Source organism: Haloferax sp. S2CR25, from assembly GCF_031624535.1.
Classification (GTDB): Archaea; Halobacteriota; Halobacteria; order Halobacteriales; family Haloferacaceae; genus Haloferax; species Haloferax massiliensis.
The window spans coordinates 523,732-540,029 of the sequence record NZ_JAMQOO010000002.1 but is presented as its reverse complement, the minus strand read 5'-3'; the positions used below and the strand labels follow the sequence as shown (position 1 = coordinate 540,029).

The window sequence follows — 16,298 nt, the reverse complement described above, 5'->3', positions numbered from 1 at the left end:
CCGCGGTTCTCACCCGGTCGAACGGCCGGTGGGTGGGTGGTGGCGCTCGGTGAAACATCATGATTTCAGAATCCCTCAATTACCTTCGAAACGACGAGGACTGGGTAAAGACGGTCCTCATCGGCGGCGTCCTCGGCTTGTTGAGCATCCTCATCGTCCCGACGTTCCTCGTCATCGGCTATCTCCTTCGGGTCGTTCGCGCGACGATGAAGGGCGACGAGGAGCCCCCGGTGTTCGACGACTGGGGCGACATGGCGATAGACGGCGTGAAAGGCTTCGCCATCGCGTTCGTCTACAGTATCGTCCCGCTCATCATCGCGGGCGTGTTCGGCTTCGCCGGCATCGTCGGCGCAATGGCCGGCGGCTCCGACGCCGCGGGCGCGGTCGGCGGCATCGTGGCGCTCGTGGGGCTCCTGCTCGCGTTCGTCCTCGGTCTGCTCGCCGCGTACCTCATCCCCGCGGCGCTGTCGAACTACGCCGAGACCGACCGCATGGGCGCGGCGTTCGACGTCGGTACGCTCCGGCCCATCCTGACCTCGGGCAAGTACGCCACCGCGTGGCTCACGGCGTTCGCGGTGCTGTTCGCGTCGTCAATCGTGGTCGGCGTCCTGAACGTCATCCCGATTCTCGGCTTCGTCGTCGGGGCGTTCGTGACGTTCTACGCGGCCGTCGCCGCCTACTACATCATCGGCAGGACGTGGGGCGAACTCCACGACGTCGAGATGATGGACGAGGGCGAGACCCCGGGCGAACAGCCCGCCGTCTGAACTATCAGCGAGAATTCGACTTTTCGACGGAATATCTAAGCCGATAGCGCCGCGAGACCACGTATGCTCTCCGACGCGCTGTGGTTTCTCAAGCGAAGCGACGACTGGTTCGCAACGACGATTATCGGCGGGGTTCTCTCGTTGCTCTCTGTGCTGATACTCCCGGGGATTATCCTACAGGGCTACTTCGTCAGAGCGATGCAGGCGGCCGCGAACGGCGAGCAGTCCGCCCCCTCGTTCACGGACTGGGGCGGGCTGTTCGTCGACGGCCTGAAACTGTTCGTGGTGACGTTCGTCTGGGCGCTCTTGGCTGTCGTCCCGGCGATGCTCCTCACGGTCATCGTCGGCGTCAGTACCTTCACCGTCTCCGAGGCGGCGACGGGGAGCGCGGCGGCGGCTTCCGCGGGCGGCGTCGGGCTCGGTATCGTCTCGGTCGTCCTCGGCCTCCTCGTGTTCGCGCTCGGCCTCCTCGTAGCCTACCTCGCGCCGGCCGCCGGGGCGAACTTCGCCATCGAAGGGAACCTCGGAGCCGGCTTCGACGTGCGGACCATCGTCTCGGGCGCGTTCACCGGCGAGTACGCCGTCGCGTGGTTGCTCGCGCTCGTCGTCGCGGCCGTGCTCGGCCTCATCGGCAGTATCCTCTCGGTCATCGTCGTCGGGCTCTTCATCCTGTTCTACGTGCAGGTGATGACGTACTACCTGTGGGCGCGCGGGTTCGCCGACGCCACCGGCAAGGGTCGGCAGTCGGCCGGGTGGTAAGTCGGCGGCGATTGCGGGGGGACCGCGATAGCAGGACTCTTTTCCGTTCCCCGACGACCGGACGTGTATGCGCATTTCGAGCCGCGGTCGCGGCGAGGAGGGGCGCGAGCGAATCACGCTCGTCCCCGAGAACGTCGACGACCTCTGGCACCTCTCGTACGTCCTCGAACCGGGTGACCTCGTCTCCGGCGACACCACCCGCCGCATCCAGCGCGACGACGAGCAGATGCGGGACACCGGCGGCGAGCGCGAGCACCTCAACGTCACCATCGAGGTCGACGACGTGGAGTTCGCGCGGTTCGCCAACCGCCTCCGCGTCGGCGGCGTCATCGTCTCCTGTTCCCGCGAGGACCAACTCGGCCACCACCACACGCTCAACGTGGAAGAACGCGCCGAGATAACCATCGAGAAGCACTTCAAGGCCGACCAGATAGACCGCATCGAGACGGCCGAACAGGCCGCAGAAAACCCCGACGTGGCCATCGCAACCGTCGAGGAGGGCGCGGCCTACATCCACACCGTCGCCCAGTACGGCACCGACGAGTACGCCTCGCTCACGAAGCCGACGGGGAAAGGCGAGTACGCCCGCCCGCGCTCGGAACTGTTCGACGAGCTCGGCTCCGCGCTGTCGCATCTCGACGTGGACGCCATCATCCTCGCCGGGCCGGGCTTCACGAAGAACGACGCGATGGACTACTTCGAGGACAACTTCCCCGCGGTCGCAGAAACCATCGTCACGACCGTCGACACCGCCGGCGTCGGCGACCGCGGCGTCCACGAGGTGCTGAAGCGCGGCGCGGTCGACGACGTGCAGAAACAGACCCGTATCGCCGAGGAGGCCAACCTCATCGACGAACTGATGGAGAACATCTCGACGGGCGCGAAGGCGGCCTACGGCGTCGAACAGGTCGCGGAGGCCGCGGACTTCGGCGCGGTCGAACACCTGCTTCTCCTCGACTCGCGGCTCCGCGCGGAGCGACAGGGCGACGGCGACTGGGACGTGGACGTGAACGACATCATCGACTCGGTCGAACAGAAGGGCGGCGAGGTCACCGTGTTCTCCGCGGAGTTCCAGCCCGGCGAGCAGTTGAAGAACCTCGGCGGCATCGCGGCGGTCCTCCGGTACCGACTGCAGTAGACCACGTTCGCCGCCATCGCCACCACCGCCGCCATCGCCGCCATCGCCGGAGAAACCGTTTAGCCGCCCGAAACCCACGTCTAGTCGTGATGCGGAGTGGGCTTTCGGAGGCGACGAAGCGGGTCGACCGCTGGCTCGACCAGGTGTTTTTCGCCGCGTGGGAGGTGTCGGTACTGGCGATTCCGACGCTCTGGTTCCTGCTCGCCGCGACTCCGAGAGCCGCGGTGTCTTTGTCCGGCCTCACCGCTCTCGCGGCGAGCGCCGTCGCCGTCGGGACGTTCCGCGGCGGCTACGTCCGAACCGGGTCGTGGCCGCGGCCGGGTCACCTGCCGTCGCTCCCGATTCGGTCGGCCTATTACAGCCTCGTCGTCGGCGGGGCGGCGCTCCTCGGCGCGTTCGCACAGACCGAACTGGGCGCGTTCTGGCCGGGCGTCGTCGTTCCGGCGGTCGTCGGTGTCGGCGCGTTGGCTTTCGTCCCGGTCGTCCTCGTCGGCACCGAGCGGGCCGCGCGACTGACGCTGTGACTCGGTATCGACACGCGACCCGATGCCGACAGTGAGGCGACATTCACACCAGATTTGGAAGAGACCCGGTACGGAGTGGTGAGAGATATCGAAAAACCGCTATCTGTTCTCTCGTCCCTCGTTCGGTCGAATCGCCGAGTCTGGTGGGACCGCTCCCGACCCGTCGATTCCGAAGGAAAACCATGACGAACACAGCATATCGCGGGGGGCCGACCCGTCGCCGGTTCCTCCGAACGACCGGACTGCTCGTTGGCGGACTCGCCCTCGGCGTCGGCGCGACTGGAACCGCCGCGGCGGGGGTCTCGGTCGCGAACGGGTGGTACGAAGAAGAAGAGATATACTACGTCGCTCACGGGGTGGAGGAGGGCGTGACGGAACGCGGGGAAAACGACATCTACCTCGTCGGCGGCGACAGGACGTTGCAGGCACAGGTCGTCGAGTTCGTCCCCGGAGAGTCCGGGTACTCTCCCCACTGGAACGTCAACCTCGTCAACACGGCGGCGGGGAAGACGGTGGCCGACATCGTCGCCTCGCCGTACGTCTCGGAACACTATCCCGAGGCGCTGTTCGACGACGTCGAAGACGTTCGGGCGGCGGCGGACGCCGGACTGGTCACGGTGTCGAAACCCGGTGTTGTCGTCCTGTGCCCGATCGTTCCGGAACGCGTCGCAGACGCACCCGGAAACGCCGAACTGCCGGAGGCGTTCCCCCGTCCGTGGCCGACGACGTTCTGAGCGAGCACGAACGCCGGTTACCGGCGGTTTTTCCGCGGCCGCGAAGCCGTGACGACCGCGTCGGCGAGCAGTCGCTCGCCAATCGAGACACCTCCGTCCGTTCTACTCCCCCGTGAGCGACTCGCTCGCCGGCGAGAAGTCGACGGTCGTCCCGAGTCCCTCGTCGCGCGCCTTCTCGTAGAGCATGTGCGCCGCCGCGACCGTCTCGATGCCCGTGCCGCCGCTGTCGAAGACGGTTATCTCCTCGTCGTCCTCGCGGCCGGCGGCGACGCCCGCGACGACCTCGCCGAGTTCGGCGTGGATGTGGTCTTCGTCCACGACGCCGGCCTCGACGGCGGCGAGGAACGACCCGGCGTCCATCGTGGCGCGCTCGCGGAGGTCGGGGACGTACGTCGCGCGCTCGATGGTCGTCTCGTCGAGTTCGCGCTTTTCGGGGTGGTACTGCCCCATCGCGGTGACGTGCGTGCCGGGTTCGAGCAGGTCGCCGTCGAACACCGGGTCCGTGGCGGTCGTGGCCGTGACGACGATGTCCGCGCCCTCGACGGCCGCGGCGCTGGAGGCGACGGCCGCGACGCTGGCGTCGAGCGTGCGGTCCAGCTCGCCCGCGAACGACTCGCGGCTCTCCTTCGTCGGCGAGTAGACCCAGACGGTGTCGAGGTCGCGGACGGTCGCAACCGCACGGAGCTGGCCGCGGGCCTGCGCGCCGCTCCCGATGAGCGCGAGCGTCGAGGCGTCCTCGCGGGCGAGCGCGTCGACCGCGACGCCGCCCGCCGCCCCGGTCTTGAACGGGTTCATGCTCGCGCCGTCGAGGAGCGCCAGCGGTTCGCCGCTCTCGGCGTCGAAAAGCGGGGTCATGAACCACGCGTCCTCCGCGCCGAAGCCGGCGGAGTACATGTAGCCGCCCATCGCGCCCGTCTCGGGCAACACGGCCGCGTAGGAGGTGAGCATCCCCGGCGGCTCGCGGTTGAACAGCTTCGTTCGCGGCTCGGCCGGCGCGCCCTCGCCGCGCTGTCTGTAGCCCTCGCGGACGGCCTCGACGTACTCGGCCGGGGTCGCCAGTCCACTAACCTCGTCGCTCGTGAGGAACAACGTCGCTGTCATGGTCGGAAAAACGAGACCTGCGGTCAAAACCCTGCGGGCCGGCGAACCGGCCGGGCGGGCGTGCGATGGGGATTAGTCGGCGTCGAGGACCGACGGAGAAGGCGCGTCAGCGGCGTTGGGACCGGCGTGTTCGTCGAAGCGAGCGGGGGACGGCGACGAGGGCCCGTTCACGAAGAGCGCGTGGCCGGTGAGGAGCGCGGCCACGCCCGCGGCCATCGGCACTGCCGTGGTCAACTGCAACCCGGCGACGGTAAGCGTGCCGGTGATGCCGAGGAGTGCGAGCGGGATGAGCCCAAGAATGTAGTCGTAATATCCGGTCATAATATATACCATACTACGGACGTAAGTGGTATAATTCTTTCCCATAGATGACTGATATTCTCTTTGTGGCCTCTCGATAACGTTCTCATAACTTATGAGAGGAGAATCGCAGGACTGCGTCGGGTTTGCTCGCCGAGAGAACATCACAAATCCGATACTGCGGGTTGTGCCTCTCGTTCGAACAGTCGGGTGGCGCTCGCGTCGCCTGCCGGAACTCCACACGGTTATGGGAGTCGGTACCGTGGCCGGAGACGTGAACCGCAACGACCGCTCCATCGTCGCGCTGGTGATGCTCGCCCACGGGATGGTCCACACCTACGAACTGTCCATCCCCATCTTCGTGGCCATCTGGCTCGGCGAGTTCGCCAGCATCGACCTCGGTCTCGCGTCGGTTCCCGTCACGACCGCCTCGCTGGGCGTGATGACCGGCCTCGGCTTCGCGCTGTTCGGACTCGGGGCGCTCCCCGGCGGCATCCTCGTCGACCGGGTCGGCTCGAAGCGCCTCATCGTCGCCTGTCTCCTCGGGATGGCCGGGTCGTTCCTCCTGCTCGCGCTGTCGCCGAACCTCGTCGTCGTCGCCCTCGCGCTCGTCGTCTGGGGCGCGGCGGCCAGCGTCTACCACCCCGCCGGGCTCCGCCTCATCAGCACCGGCGTCGAGGAACGCGGGACCGGGTTCGCGTACCACGGCATCGCCGGGAACCTCGGCATCGGCTTCGGCCCGTTCCTCACCGCGCTCCTGCTGTTGTTCTTCGACTGGCACCTCGTCGCCGGCGTGCTCGCGCTCCCGGCGCTCGCGGCCGCCGCGCTCGCCACCCGCGCCAACTTCGAAGAGCAGGCCGCGGTCACCGCCGCCGACGGCGGTGAGGGTGGTGACACTGGCGACGACGGCACCGACACCGACCCCGGCGGCGACGACAAGGCCGGCGCGGGCGTCTCCTCGTTCGCCGAGTTCGTCTCGCAGTCGAAGCACCTCTTCGCCGGCGGGTTCGCGCTCGTCTTCGCGCTCGTGATGTTCTCGGGGCTCTACTACCGCGGCGTCACGACGTTCCTGCCGGACCTCCTCGGCTCGGTCATCGGCATCGAGCCGATTCCGGTCTCCGAGCTCCTCCCCGTCGCCCTCGCGTCCGGGTCGGCCGGGGGCGCGCCGACCCTCGACGTGGAGCTGTTCGTCTACGCCGGGCTCCTGACTGTCGGCGTCTTCGGGCAGTACGTCGGCGGCAAGCTCACCGACCGCATCAGGACCGAACGCGGCATCGTCGCCGGCTTCGCCGCCCTCGCCGTCATCGCCGTCGCCTTCCTCCCCGTGGCGAGCCTCGGCGTCGGCCCGCTCCTCGCCATCTGTGCGCTGCTCGGCTTCTTCCTGTTCATGGTCCAGCCGTTCTACCAAGCCACCGTCGCGGAGTACACGCCCGCCGGTCTGCGGGGCCTCTCGTACGGCTTTACCTACCTCGGCGTGTTCGGCGTCGGCGCGCTCGGCGGCGCTATCGCCGGCTACATCCTCACGGTCGCCGACTCGACGGCGCTGTTCTTGGTCCTCGCCGGGTTCGCGACGGTCGCGACGCTCCTCGGCGTGACGCTGTTGCGGCGGCGGCCGACCCCCGCCTGACTCCGGGTCGGGCGGGGACGGCCGAGAGAAAATCCGTGTTCGATTCGGTCAGTTCTTCGGTTCGGTTCGCGGCGCTCGGCGTTCGACGCTCAGACGAGTTTGAAGTACAGCGTCCGCCAGACGCCGAGCGCGACGGAGCCGAGCACCAGCATGACCGCGACGAACGTGAGTTCGACGCCGCCTTCGAAAAGCGGCGTCCAGCGAATCGCCATGCCGACGACGGTCGCCGCGAGCCACGCGCGGACGCCCAGCGGGACGGCCGACTTCGCCGACTCGGCCGCGCCCGGCGAGTACGCGCCCAAAAGCGGGGCGGTGACGAGCCATCCGATGAGGAACGGGACCGCGGTGAGCACCCACCCGACCGGGTCGGCCGAGAGGTACGACACTCCGTTGTGCTGAATCACGCCGACGGTGACGAGGAGGAAGATGGCGAGCACGTCGCCCACGGCGATGGGTAACGCCCCGGCATCGAGTCGCTCCTCTAAGAACGACGTCGAGGTTGCCATAGGCGTGGATTCGTCGCCCCCCTAATGGCTTTCCCGCTTTTTTCCGACCACCGTGTATTCGAAGCCGCGTTCGACCACCTCGGCCTCGAACCCGACGCGTTCGAGAAAGCGCACGAGTTCGTCGGGCGCGGCGAACGCCGACCCGAAGCCGACGACGCGCTCGGCGGCGACGAGCCCCCGGCCGAGGAGCGTCTCGGGGTCGAACTCGTTGACGGCGAACACCCCGCCGGGCGCGAGCACGCGGAGAACCTCCTCGGCGACGCCCCGCTGGTTCGGCATGTGGTGGAAGGCGTCCACGACGGTCACGGCGTCGAGGGAGCCGTCGGCGAAGGGGAGCCCGCGGGCGTCGCCGCGGACGCAGTCGAGGCCCCGCTCGCGCGCCCGGCGGAGCATCCCGGCCGAGCGGTCGAGGACGACTCGCTCCGGAACGTCGAGCGCGAGGGTCGCCCGCCCGGAACCGCCGCCGATGTCGACGACGCGCTCGACCGGGCGGTCGGCGCGGCCGAGGGCGTCGGCGAGCGCGCCGGGGTCCGCGGGCGGCATCACGAGGTCGTAGACGGGTGCGAAGCGGTCGAAGAACCGAACGTCGCCAGCGCCGTGCATGGCCGACGCCACGACCCCGACGGGGAAGGTTCTTGCGCGCGGCGATCCCAGTTCGGCCGTATGGAGTTCGACCTGCTCGGGTGGCCCGAAGACGGCCCGCGACTCCGCCTCGACTACCGGCGGTTCGCCTACGCGGGGAAGTTCGTCACCGCGGCGACGGGCAAGACGGTGCTCCGCGACCCCGGCGCGTCCCTCCCGCCGCTCGACGACGACCGGCCCGCGCCGACCGGCGGCCCCGACTCCCTGCCGCCGTTGGCCGAGGACGTGGTGGCCGCCGTCGCGTTCAACGAGGACCGGACGGACCCGACGACGCTCTGGCTCCGGTACGTCACGGTCCGGCGGGACCGCCGGGGCGAGGGTCTCGGCCCCGACCTCCTCCGCCGGACCTGCGCGGCCGCCGCCGACCGCGGCTACGAGACGGTCCGCATCGCCGCGAACAACCCCTTCGCCTACGAGGCGTGCCACAAGGCCGGATTCGGCTTCACGGGCCGCGAGACGGGCGTCGCCGAGTTGGTGTTGGAGCGCCCGGCCGACGCGCCCGCCGCGGTCTCCCGCGAGACCTACCAGTCGGGACTCGACCGCTACCGCGCCCGCGACCTCGGCGACCCGGAACGGGCGTTTCTCGCGTCGCGCGAGGGCGTGGGACCCCCCGAAACCGACGGCCTTCACTCGCACGATTGAAACCCTCGGGTCCCGAAGGCCGAGCAAATGGGAAACGCAGACCTGCGGACGCTCGCCGCGCTCTCCGAGGTGTCGTTCGAGGAGGTGGCCGGAAGCGTCGTCGCCGTCGACGCCCACAACTGGCTGTACCGGTATCTCACGACGACGGTCAAGTGGACGAGTTCGGAGAAGTACACGACCGACGCGGGAGAAGAGGTCGCCAACCTCGTCGGCATCGTCCAGGGGCTCCCCAAGTTCTTCGAACACGACCTGACGCCCGTCTTCGTCTTCGACGGCGGCGTCACCGAGATGAAAGACGACGAGGTGGCCAAGCGCCGCGAACAGCGCGAGAAGGCCGAAGAACGCCTCGAAGCGGCGCGTGAGGCAGGCGACGCGGTCGAGGCCGCCCGGATGGAAGCCCGGACCCAGCGGCTCACCGAGACGATTCAGGACACCAGCCGCGAACTCCTCTCGCTGCTCGACGTGCCGGTGGTCGAAGCGCCCGCCGAGGGCGAGGCGCAGGCGTCCTACATGGCCCGCAAGGGCGACGCCGACTACGTGGGCAGCGAGGACTACGACACGCTCCTGTTCGGCGCACCGTACACGCTCCGACAGTTGACGAGCAAGGGGAACCCCGAGCTGATGGACCTCGACGCGACGCTCGACAGACACGACATCACCTACGAGCAACTCGTCGACATCGCCATGCTCTGCGGGACCGACTTCAACGAGGGCATCACGGGCATCGGCCCGAAGACGGCCGTGAAAGTCGTCAAGGAACACGGCGACCTCTGGTCGGTCCTCGAAGCCCGCGGCGACACCATCCCCAACGCCGACCGGGTGCGCGAGTTCTTCTTGGACCCGCCGGTCACCGACGACTACGGCTACGACACCCACATCGACCCCGACGTGGCCGCCGCCCGCGAGTTCGTCACCGAGACGTGGGAGGTCGACCCCGAGGAGGTCCGACGCGGCTTCGAGCGCATCGAAGAGTCGGTCACGCAGACCGGCCTCGACCGCTGGACGTAGGCCGCGTTCGCGCCGAGCCAACAGCCCGCCGACACGTTTACACGGGCCGGTTCGGAACTCCGGCGTGTGTCCCCCGACGACGTTCCGCCCGCGGACGACGATTCCGAGGCCGTCCGCGCCCGCGACGACTCCGAATCCGATTCCGACTCGCCCTCCGACGCGCCCCGCTCTGACGACCGCTCCTCCCTCTCGCGTCGCCAACTGCTCGGCCTCGTCGGCGGCGCGGGCGCGGTCGGCGGTATCGGCTGGTTCAGGCCGACGTGGCTCCCCGACCCGATTACGGACTGGCTGACGACGGTGTATCCCAATCCGCCGAGTAACTACGTCTGGCGGCCGCCGGTGAGCGACGAGCACGCCGACGCGGCGGTGCGGCGACTCGAAGAGACCGTCGAGCAGGCGAAGCAACTCCGCTCGCGCATCGACCTCGATTCGGTGGACGAGGAGATGCGGTTTCACCTTCGCGGGTCGCCGGCGGGCGGTCACCTCGAATCCGCCAAAGAGGAACGAGACACCCGTGACCGTCTCTTCTCGGCAACCTACGGAATGCTGTTCGCCGGCGAAGCCGTCGGCTACGCGAAGATTGCACTCGGAGAGGAGGACCCGGAGGCCCGTCTCGAACGCGGCCGTGAACTGCGGGAGGCGAGTGACGCGGTTGCGGACTCCATCTCTGCGTACCGTGTCTCCGCCCCCGGCCGTGACCTCGGGTATCTCTACGCCATCGAACGCGAACTGGCCTTTGTCCGAATCAGTTCGCACTGGAATGGGACGTCCGTCGGCGGCGACCCCGACTCGGTAGACGAGTACTCGCCCCACGGACTCGCGAGCACGTGGGGGTCGCAGTTGCGGGCGGAACAACGACTCGCAAACGCACGACACTACCGAGAGCAGTATCGCTCGGGTCTCGGAGACGACCCACAGCCACGTCGCGAGCGACTGGACGACGCGCTTCGCGGCCTCCTCGCCGAAACCGACCGGTTCCCGAGACGTGACGAGATGCGGACGAAACTCGAAGACGAACTCGAACTCGACCGGTCGTCGCCCTACGGTGCTGCCCGCTGGGGGTTGTACATGCTCTGCTTCGACAACGGCTTCAGATTCTACGGTAACGACCTCCGACGAGACCTGACGGTCTTTCGCGTCGTGAAGACCGGTCAGGCCCTCCTCGCGCGACGGGCCCACGACTTCGCGCTCGACGCCCTCGACGTGGACCCCGGCGATACCGACTACGACTCCGGCCGGTCGTTCCGGGCGAAACGCCGTGCGATGCGCGACTTTCGGGCGACGCGCGACGAATACGACTCGAACTTCGCGGGCGTCGTCGCGAACGAGGCGGCGAGCATTATCCGCGCCGGCGAGGTGAGTCTCGAAATGGGCGACGGTCCCGCGTGGAAAGAGCGCGTCGAATCGGCGGTGTACTACCTCGTCGGTGCCGGGATGATGCGCGAACTCGGGAACGTGGTCGAACCGCTCGTCAGCCGCGACGCGACCTGACCGACCGCGTTACGACACGTCCTCGATGGCGTCTACCAGCATCGTCGCGCCGAGGTCGATTTCGCGGGCGGTCACGTCGAGCGGCGGGAGGATTCGAAGCACCTTGTAGCCGCACGAGAGGGTGAGGAGGCCGCGCTTGAGGGCGGCTTCCTGCACGGCGTCGCGGCGTGCGTTGGTGTCGAATTCGACGCCGAGAAGCAGGCCCTTGCCGCGCACGTCGACGACGGTGTCGGGCGCGTCGTCGCGCAGGCGCTCGATGAACTGCCGGCCGCGGGCGACGGCGTTGTCGAGCAGGTCGTACTCCTCGATTGCGTCGAGGGTGAACACGCCCTGCATCGAGGCGACGATGTCGCCCGCGCCCCACGTCGAGGAGAGCCGCGAGGTCTCGTCGGGGAATAGCTCGTCGTTCGAGATAGTCGCGCCGACGCGGAGGCCCTTCGCGCCCGTGATGATGTCGGGTTCGATGGGGTAGTGGTCCGAGCCCCACATCTCGCCGGTGCGGCCGACGCCGGTCTGAATCTCGTCGGCGATGAGCGTCAGGTCGTAGTCGTCGACGACGGCGGCGAGCTCCTCGGCGAAGGCGTCCGACGGGAAGCGGTAGCCGCCTTCGCCCTGAATCGGTTCGACGATGACGTAGGCGACCTCGTCGGCGTCGATGTGACCCTTCTTCGGGTGGAGCTTCTGTCTGAGTTTGGAGACCGCAGAGTCGGCGTCGGGGAAGAAGCCGCAGGAACACGTCGCGGGCGAGCAGGTCCGGTCGTCGCAGAACGGCACGTCGAGGACGCCCGAAATCTCGGGGAACGTGCGGCGGTAGACTGACTTCGAGCGGTTGAGCGAGAGCGCGCCGAGGGTACGGCCGTGGAACGCGCCCTCGAAGGTGATGCCGTACTTCGCGCCGTCGGCGTGGTCGTAGGCGATTTTGATGGCGTTCTCGACGGCCTCTGCCCCGGAGTTCGACAGGAACACCGTGTCCATCCCGTAGTGGCTCGTGAGGTCGGTCAGTCTGTCCATGAGCGCGGCGGGGCCGGGGAGTCGCTCCTCGCCGGGTGCGGAGCCGTCGCTGACGTAGAAGTCCTGGCCGGCGATTTTCGTCGGGTCGACGAGGTCGAACTCGGCCATGCGGTCCATGAGCTTCGGGTTGTTGTAGCCGAGCGGCGCGGCCGCGACGTGACTCGTGAAATCGAGGAGGACGTTGCCGTCGACGTCGGTGCAGAAGGGACCTTCCGACTCCGCGGTGATGTCCCAGACGAAGTCGTAGACGTACGTGCTCGGCGCGGCGTGCTCGTGGTGGTACGCGACCCACTCGCGGGCTTTCTCGCCGGGCATCGAATCGACGCGTGGCACCGCCGTCTCTCGGTCCATGCGGTTCGGTACGGCGACGCGCGAGTTAAGATGTTCGTTATTATTGATGTAATATCTCCCGCGCCGCGGCCGAGTCGGTCGGTTTCGACGCGGGGGCCGACGGTTCGCCGGCCGGTCGTGACGGTGTTCCGTCGTGACCTGTCGCTCCCGCGGTAGGCTTTTGACGCCTCCGCGTGCGTGATTGGGTATGGCTCTCCCTGACATTCAGCGCTCCCGGGCGATGTGGTGGTCGCTCGCGTTGGTCCTCGCGGGCGCGCTCACCTACGTCGTCTACTCTTTTATCGGGACGTTCGTCTTCGGTCTCTTCATCTACTACGCCACGCGGCCCATCTACCGGCGGATTCGTCGCCGGGTGAAGCCCCCGAGCCTCGCGGCCGCCGTGGCGCTTTTCGCCCTCGCGCTTCCAGTGCTCGGACTCGTCACCTACGCCGCGACCATCGCGCTCCGCGAGTTCCTGCGGTACGCCGACCGACTCTCGTCGGACGAGGTGCCCATCGACCTCGAAGCCTACGGCATCGACCCCGCGCTGGTGGAGGGTATCGCCAGCCCGCAGGCGCTGTTGGAGTACGACTTCCGGTCGGTGTTGACGCCCGAGGCCCTCGGCTCCGTGTTCGACTCGCTGAGCGTCGCCGCCAACACCTTCGCCTTTCTCGGGGTCGGCGCGATTCACCTGTTCGTCATGATCGCGTTCGCGTTCTACCTCCTCCGCGACGGCCACCTCCTGCGACGGTGGGGCCAGTCGATGTTCGCCGACGACCACGGTATCCTCGAAGCCTACATGCGCGGCGTGGACCGCGACTTCAACAGCATCTTCTTCGGCAACATCCTGAACGCCATCCTCACGGGCACCATCGGCGTCATCGCGTACTCGCTTTTGAACGTCCTCGCGCCGACCGGCGTCCGCATTCCGGCCCCGGCGCTCATCGGTCTGCTCGCGGGCGTCGCGAGCCTCATCCCCGTCGTCGGCATGAAACTCGTCTACGTCCCAGTCGCGGGCTACATGGGCATCGAAGCGGCGATTGCGAACCCGCCCGGACTCTGGTTCGTCCTGCTTTTCGCCGCCGTCTCGTTCGTCATCGTGGACACGATTCCGGACCTCGTGCTCCGGCCGTACGTCTCCGGTCGGAGCCTCCACGTCGGGGCCGTGATGCTCGCGTACACGTTCGGCCCGCTGCTTTTCGGCTGGTACGGCATCTTCCTGATGCCGATGATACTCGTGTTGTTCGTGAACTTCGTCCGACTCGTCCTGCCGGAGCTACTGGCCGGAAAGCCGATTAGACCGTACATGGTCGACCCGGGACACCTGATCGACGGGCCACCGGTGGAGGAGTTGACCGCTGACGAGGGCGACGACGCGCCGCGAGAAACAGCCGAAACCGACCGGTCGGTGGAAGGCGAGTCCGGCGCTTCGGAGACGTTTACCGACCGAGACGAGACGAGAACAGGTCGAGACTCACGGTCGCCGTCCGACGCCGGCGCGGACGGGTAGCCCGAGTCGCCCCGCTCACGCCTCGAAGTCTTCGGGGACGTACTCCGCTTCCCACTCGTCGCGGGCCTTGATTTCGCGGCGACCGCGGCGGGTGAGCGTGTAGTAGTTGGTCCGGCGGTCGCGCTGGCCCTTGTCGACCAGCCCCTTCTCGACGAGCGTGTCGAGGTTGGGGTAGAGCCGCCCGTGGTGAATCTCCTTTTCGTAGTAGGCTTCGAGTTCTTCTTTGATGGCGAGTCCGTGCGGCTCTTCGAGACCGGCGATGACGTACAGCAGGTCTCGCTGGAATCCTGTCAGGTCGTACATCGGTAAATTCGACTCGTATGTTACTGTCTAATTCAGATAAACATATCGGCCTCGGCCGACGATTTACCCTCGAAAACGCGCCAGTCCCCGAAATCTTCCGGCCGCAATTATGTTGACCAAGTTACTAATCTGTCGAACTGTCCGTTTCGAGGACTGGATATGTCCACAGATGGACGACTCGAACGAATTACGGCGACTATGTTGTTAATTGTTATCTATGAACATGGTTCGGCTGTCAGAACCGGAACTCCGTGGCGTCGAAGTAACTCGCGGCTCTCCTGTGTGTTTCTCGACAGATTCGGTACGACGGGACACCGTACACGGACGGCGGGGCAGACGGACCTCTCGGTCTCGGGTCGTAGTTTCGCACAGAAGGAAAGCAAGCCGTGCCGGAAATCTCCGGCACGGCATGCCGCCCTGAATTGGTCCCCGCTGACGCTTCGGCCCTCCAAAGCGAAGCGTCACTTACGGCTACTGTTCGATTTCACTTAAAGATAACGACGCGTGCCAAACGTTGACAACGCGGCTAACTGTCTATCTGAGTGGCACGTGCGCGCCGAATTCCCAAATTCGCGAACTCCGTGGAAGGCGTGAGCGAAGCGACCGGACCGGCGGTTCCGTTTGGGAAGTCACATGTGTTCCTCCTCCAGCACCCAGCCGAGCGCCCGCTTGTAGTGCGTCATGAGTTTTCTGACGCCCTCGTGTCGCATCTCCTCGGAGTCGAGTTCGTCCTTCAGGAACTCGTACTGCTCTCGGACCTCGGATTCGCTTCGCATGCGTCGATGGTGGGTCCCCGGACGTATGTAGCCCGGCGGTCGCTTCGGGGGCACCGCTCGTTTCGGTGTGGGGCCTGCCCTCCGGGTCGCCGTGCTTTTGCGCCGTCGGGACGAACCGCACCGCATGGAGATACGCGGCGAGCGCGAGTGCAAGGAGTGCGACCACCGATGGTCGTACTACGAGACGGGAAGCGTGTCGTGCCCGCAGTGCGGGAGCCTCCGGAGCGTCGGCGTCGGCGACAGGGAGCGCCACACCGCCATGCAGGCCGAACTGGACCTCTCGGCGCACCGCGCCGCCGTCGGCGACGGGTCGATTCGGGACGCCGCGCCGGCGCTGAAGTCCGACCTCCGCGACTACGTCCGGCAGACGGGCTACATCCGCGGGGGCGAACTGCTCCCCCTCGGCGACACCCCGCTGGCGGCCCACGAACTCCTCCACGCGGTCGACGTGGTCGCCCGGTCGAACCGACCCACCGACGACGAACAGCTCTACGTCATCTCCCTGCTCCAACGCGCCGACGAGGGCGAACGCCTCGCGTCGGACGCGGTCCCCGACTCGATGGCCGACGCCCGCGGCCTCGCCTACGCCGAGGCCATCGACGCCTACTGCCGCGACCTCTCGACGTGGCTCGACGACAACCCGAACCCCGAGGGAAGGACCACGCTCGAAACCCTCTCGAACCACCGCAAGCGCGTCGAAGCGCTCGACGGAGCCGTCTCGCTGTCGGAGTCCGAGGCGCTCGTCGAGGCCGCCCGCGAGCTTCACGCCGCGCTCGTCGACGACGACCCCGACGCGCTCGCGTCGGCCCGAGACACGCTGGCGTCGCTGTTCTGAGGCCGCCCGACCGCCGCGCTCACCGAACGTTTTTGCCCCGCGGCGACCCTTCGCCGACGATGACTGCCGGCTTCGACGTCCACGAGGTGCGCCACCGGGTGAAACTGCTCCGCGACGACGGCGACACGATGCTCGTCGAGAACCGCGACGACGTGGCCTGTCCGGCCTGCGGCGACGGCTTCTCGCAACTGCTCATCTCCGGCCGCGAGGCCCACAGCTTCGACGTGGACGCCGGTACCCGCTTTTGCGTCCGACGGGACGGCGACCGACTGCTCGTGGCGACCCACGAGTGAA

19 protein-coding genes are annotated in these 16,298 nt (G+C 67.6%); 12 read left to right on the top strand and 7 right to left on the bottom strand.

The genetic code is table 11. The features are described 5' to 3' along the window. Positions 1 to 59 precede the first annotated feature (59 nt). From NDI65_RS08210 to NDI65_RS08190, 5 genes are all read left to right on the top strand, one after another. Positions 60 to 767 (top strand): DUF4013 domain-containing protein, encoded by a 708-nt coding sequence (locus NDI65_RS08210; RefSeq protein WP_089777564.1) that lies wholly within the window; start codon positions 60 to 62, stop codon positions 765 to 767. Positions 768 to 830: 63 nt separating this feature from the next. Beyond that, positions 831 to 1,526, top strand: a complete 696-nt coding sequence (locus tag NDI65_RS08205; RefSeq protein ID WP_310893548.1) for a DUF4013 domain-containing protein — start codon at positions 831 to 833, stop codon at positions 1,524 to 1,526. Positions 1,527 to 1,593: 67 nt separating this feature from the next. Further along, positions 1,594 to 2,664, top strand: coding sequence for an mRNA surveillance protein pelota (locus tag NDI65_RS08200; RefSeq protein ID WP_004969282.1), 1,071 nt, complete (start codon positions 1,594 to 1,596; stop codon positions 2,662 to 2,664). Positions 2,665 to 2,753: 89 nt separating this feature from the next. Continuing rightward, on the top strand, positions 2,754 to 3,188 hold the full coding sequence (locus NDI65_RS08195) for a hypothetical protein (protein WP_089777562.1): 435 nt from the start codon (positions 2,754 to 2,756) through the stop codon (positions 3,186 to 3,188). 182 nt (positions 3,189 to 3,370) lie between these two features. Then, positions 3,371 to 3,922, top strand: a complete 552-nt coding sequence (locus NDI65_RS08190) for a hypothetical protein (protein WP_089777561.1) — start codon at positions 3,371 to 3,373, stop codon at positions 3,920 to 3,922. A gap of 102 nt (positions 3,923 to 4,024) precedes the next feature. Here NDI65_RS08190 and NDI65_RS08185 read toward each other — a convergent pair whose 3' ends face one another. Beyond that, positions 4,025 to 5,023 (bottom strand): ornithine cyclodeaminase family protein, encoded by a 999-nt coding sequence (locus NDI65_RS08185; protein WP_089777560.1) that lies wholly within the window; start codon positions 5,021 to 5,023, stop codon positions 4,025 to 4,027. A gap of 72 nt (positions 5,024 to 5,095) precedes the next feature. Next, on the bottom strand, positions 5,096 to 5,344 hold the full coding sequence (locus NDI65_RS08180) for a hypothetical protein (RefSeq protein ID WP_089777559.1): 249 nt from the start codon (positions 5,342 to 5,344) through the stop codon (positions 5,096 to 5,098). Positions 5,345 to 5,570: 226 nt separating this feature from the next. Here NDI65_RS08180 and NDI65_RS08175 point away from each other — a divergent pair, with 226 nt between their 5' ends. Further along, on the top strand, positions 5,571 to 6,950 hold the full coding sequence (locus NDI65_RS08175) for an MFS transporter (RefSeq protein ID WP_089777558.1): 1,380 nt from the start codon (positions 5,571 to 5,573) through the stop codon (positions 6,948 to 6,950). An 89-nt stretch (positions 6,951 to 7,039) separates the two neighbouring features. Here the strand turns inward: NDI65_RS08175 and NDI65_RS08170 are convergent, their stop codons facing one another. Both NDI65_RS08170 and NDI65_RS08165 read right to left on the bottom strand, forming a co-directional pair. Next, positions 7,040 to 7,456 (bottom strand): DUF3054 domain-containing protein, encoded by a 417-nt coding sequence (locus NDI65_RS08170; RefSeq protein WP_089777557.1) that lies wholly within the window; start codon positions 7,454 to 7,456, stop codon positions 7,040 to 7,042. A gap of 21 nt (positions 7,457 to 7,477) precedes the next feature. Continuing rightward, positions 7,478 to 8,059 carry a methyltransferase domain-containing protein gene (locus NDI65_RS08165; protein ID WP_310893547.1) on the bottom strand — a complete coding sequence of 194 codons (582 nt, stop codon included), beginning with the start codon at positions 8,057 to 8,059 and terminating at the stop codon, positions 7,478 to 7,480. A 60-nt stretch (positions 8,060 to 8,119) separates the two neighbouring features. Here NDI65_RS08165 and NDI65_RS08160 point away from each other — a divergent pair, with 60 nt between their 5' ends. The 3 genes from NDI65_RS08160 (at position 8,120) to NDI65_RS08150 (ending at position 11,239) form a co-directional block, all read left to right on the top strand. Then, on the top strand, positions 8,120 to 8,740 hold the full coding sequence (locus NDI65_RS08160) for a GNAT family N-acetyltransferase (RefSeq protein WP_089777556.1): 621 nt from the start codon (positions 8,120 to 8,122) through the stop codon (positions 8,738 to 8,740). A gap of 27 nt (positions 8,741 to 8,767) precedes the next feature. After that, the gene (gene fen, locus NDI65_RS08155) at positions 8,768 to 9,748 is read left to right on the top strand and encodes a flap endonuclease-1 (protein ID WP_089777555.1); all 981 of its coding nucleotides are present in this window, start codon (positions 8,768 to 8,770) and stop codon (positions 9,746 to 9,748) included. 66 nt (positions 9,749 to 9,814) lie between these two features. After that, complete coding sequence (locus NDI65_RS08150; RefSeq protein ID WP_089777554.1) at positions 9,815 to 11,239, top strand: transcriptional initiation protein Tat; 1,425 nt, start codon at positions 9,815 to 9,817, stop codon at positions 11,237 to 11,239. A gap of 9 nt (positions 11,240 to 11,248) precedes the next feature. Here the strand turns inward: NDI65_RS08150 and NDI65_RS08145 are convergent, their stop codons facing one another. Beyond that, a complete protein-coding gene (locus NDI65_RS08145; protein ID WP_089777553.1) occupies positions 11,249 to 12,601 on the bottom strand; it encodes an aminotransferase class III-fold pyridoxal phosphate-dependent enzyme in 1,353 nt (450 codons plus the stop codon). A gap of 220 nt (positions 12,602 to 12,821) precedes the next feature. On the opposite strand from NDI65_RS08145, the gene NDI65_RS08140 reads away from it, so the two are divergent. Continuing rightward, entirely contained in the window at positions 12,822 to 14,090 is a 1,269-nt protein-coding gene (locus NDI65_RS08140; RefSeq protein ID WP_089779840.1) for an AI-2E family transporter, read from the top strand. A 15-nt stretch (positions 14,091 to 14,105) separates the two neighbouring features. Here the strand turns inward: NDI65_RS08140 and NDI65_RS08135 are convergent, their stop codons facing one another. Together NDI65_RS08135 and NDI65_RS08130 are read right to left on the bottom strand one after the other, a co-directional pair. Further along, the gene (locus NDI65_RS08135; RefSeq protein WP_004044685.1) at positions 14,106 to 14,393 is read right to left on the bottom strand and encodes a PadR family transcriptional regulator; all 288 of its coding nucleotides are present in this window, start codon (positions 14,391 to 14,393) and stop codon (positions 14,106 to 14,108) included. A gap of 629 nt (positions 14,394 to 15,022) precedes the next feature. Then, the gene (locus NDI65_RS08130) at positions 15,023 to 15,169 is read right to left on the bottom strand and encodes a hypothetical protein (RefSeq protein ID WP_004061251.1); all 147 of its coding nucleotides are present in this window, start codon (positions 15,167 to 15,169) and stop codon (positions 15,023 to 15,025) included. A 124-nt stretch (positions 15,170 to 15,293) separates the two neighbouring features. Between NDI65_RS08130 and NDI65_RS08125 the strand changes: the two genes are divergently transcribed. Together NDI65_RS08125 and NDI65_RS08120 are read left to right on the top strand one after the other, a co-directional pair. After that, positions 15,294 to 16,004, top strand: coding sequence for a hypothetical protein (locus NDI65_RS08125; RefSeq protein ID WP_089777552.1), 711 nt, complete (start codon positions 15,294 to 15,296; stop codon positions 16,002 to 16,004). Positions 16,005 to 16,063: 59 nt separating this feature from the next. Beyond that, on the top strand, positions 16,064 to 16,297 hold the full coding sequence (locus tag NDI65_RS08120; protein WP_089777551.1) for a flagella cluster protein: 234 nt from the start codon (positions 16,064 to 16,066) through the stop codon (positions 16,295 to 16,297). Position 16,298 lies beyond the last annotated feature (1 nt).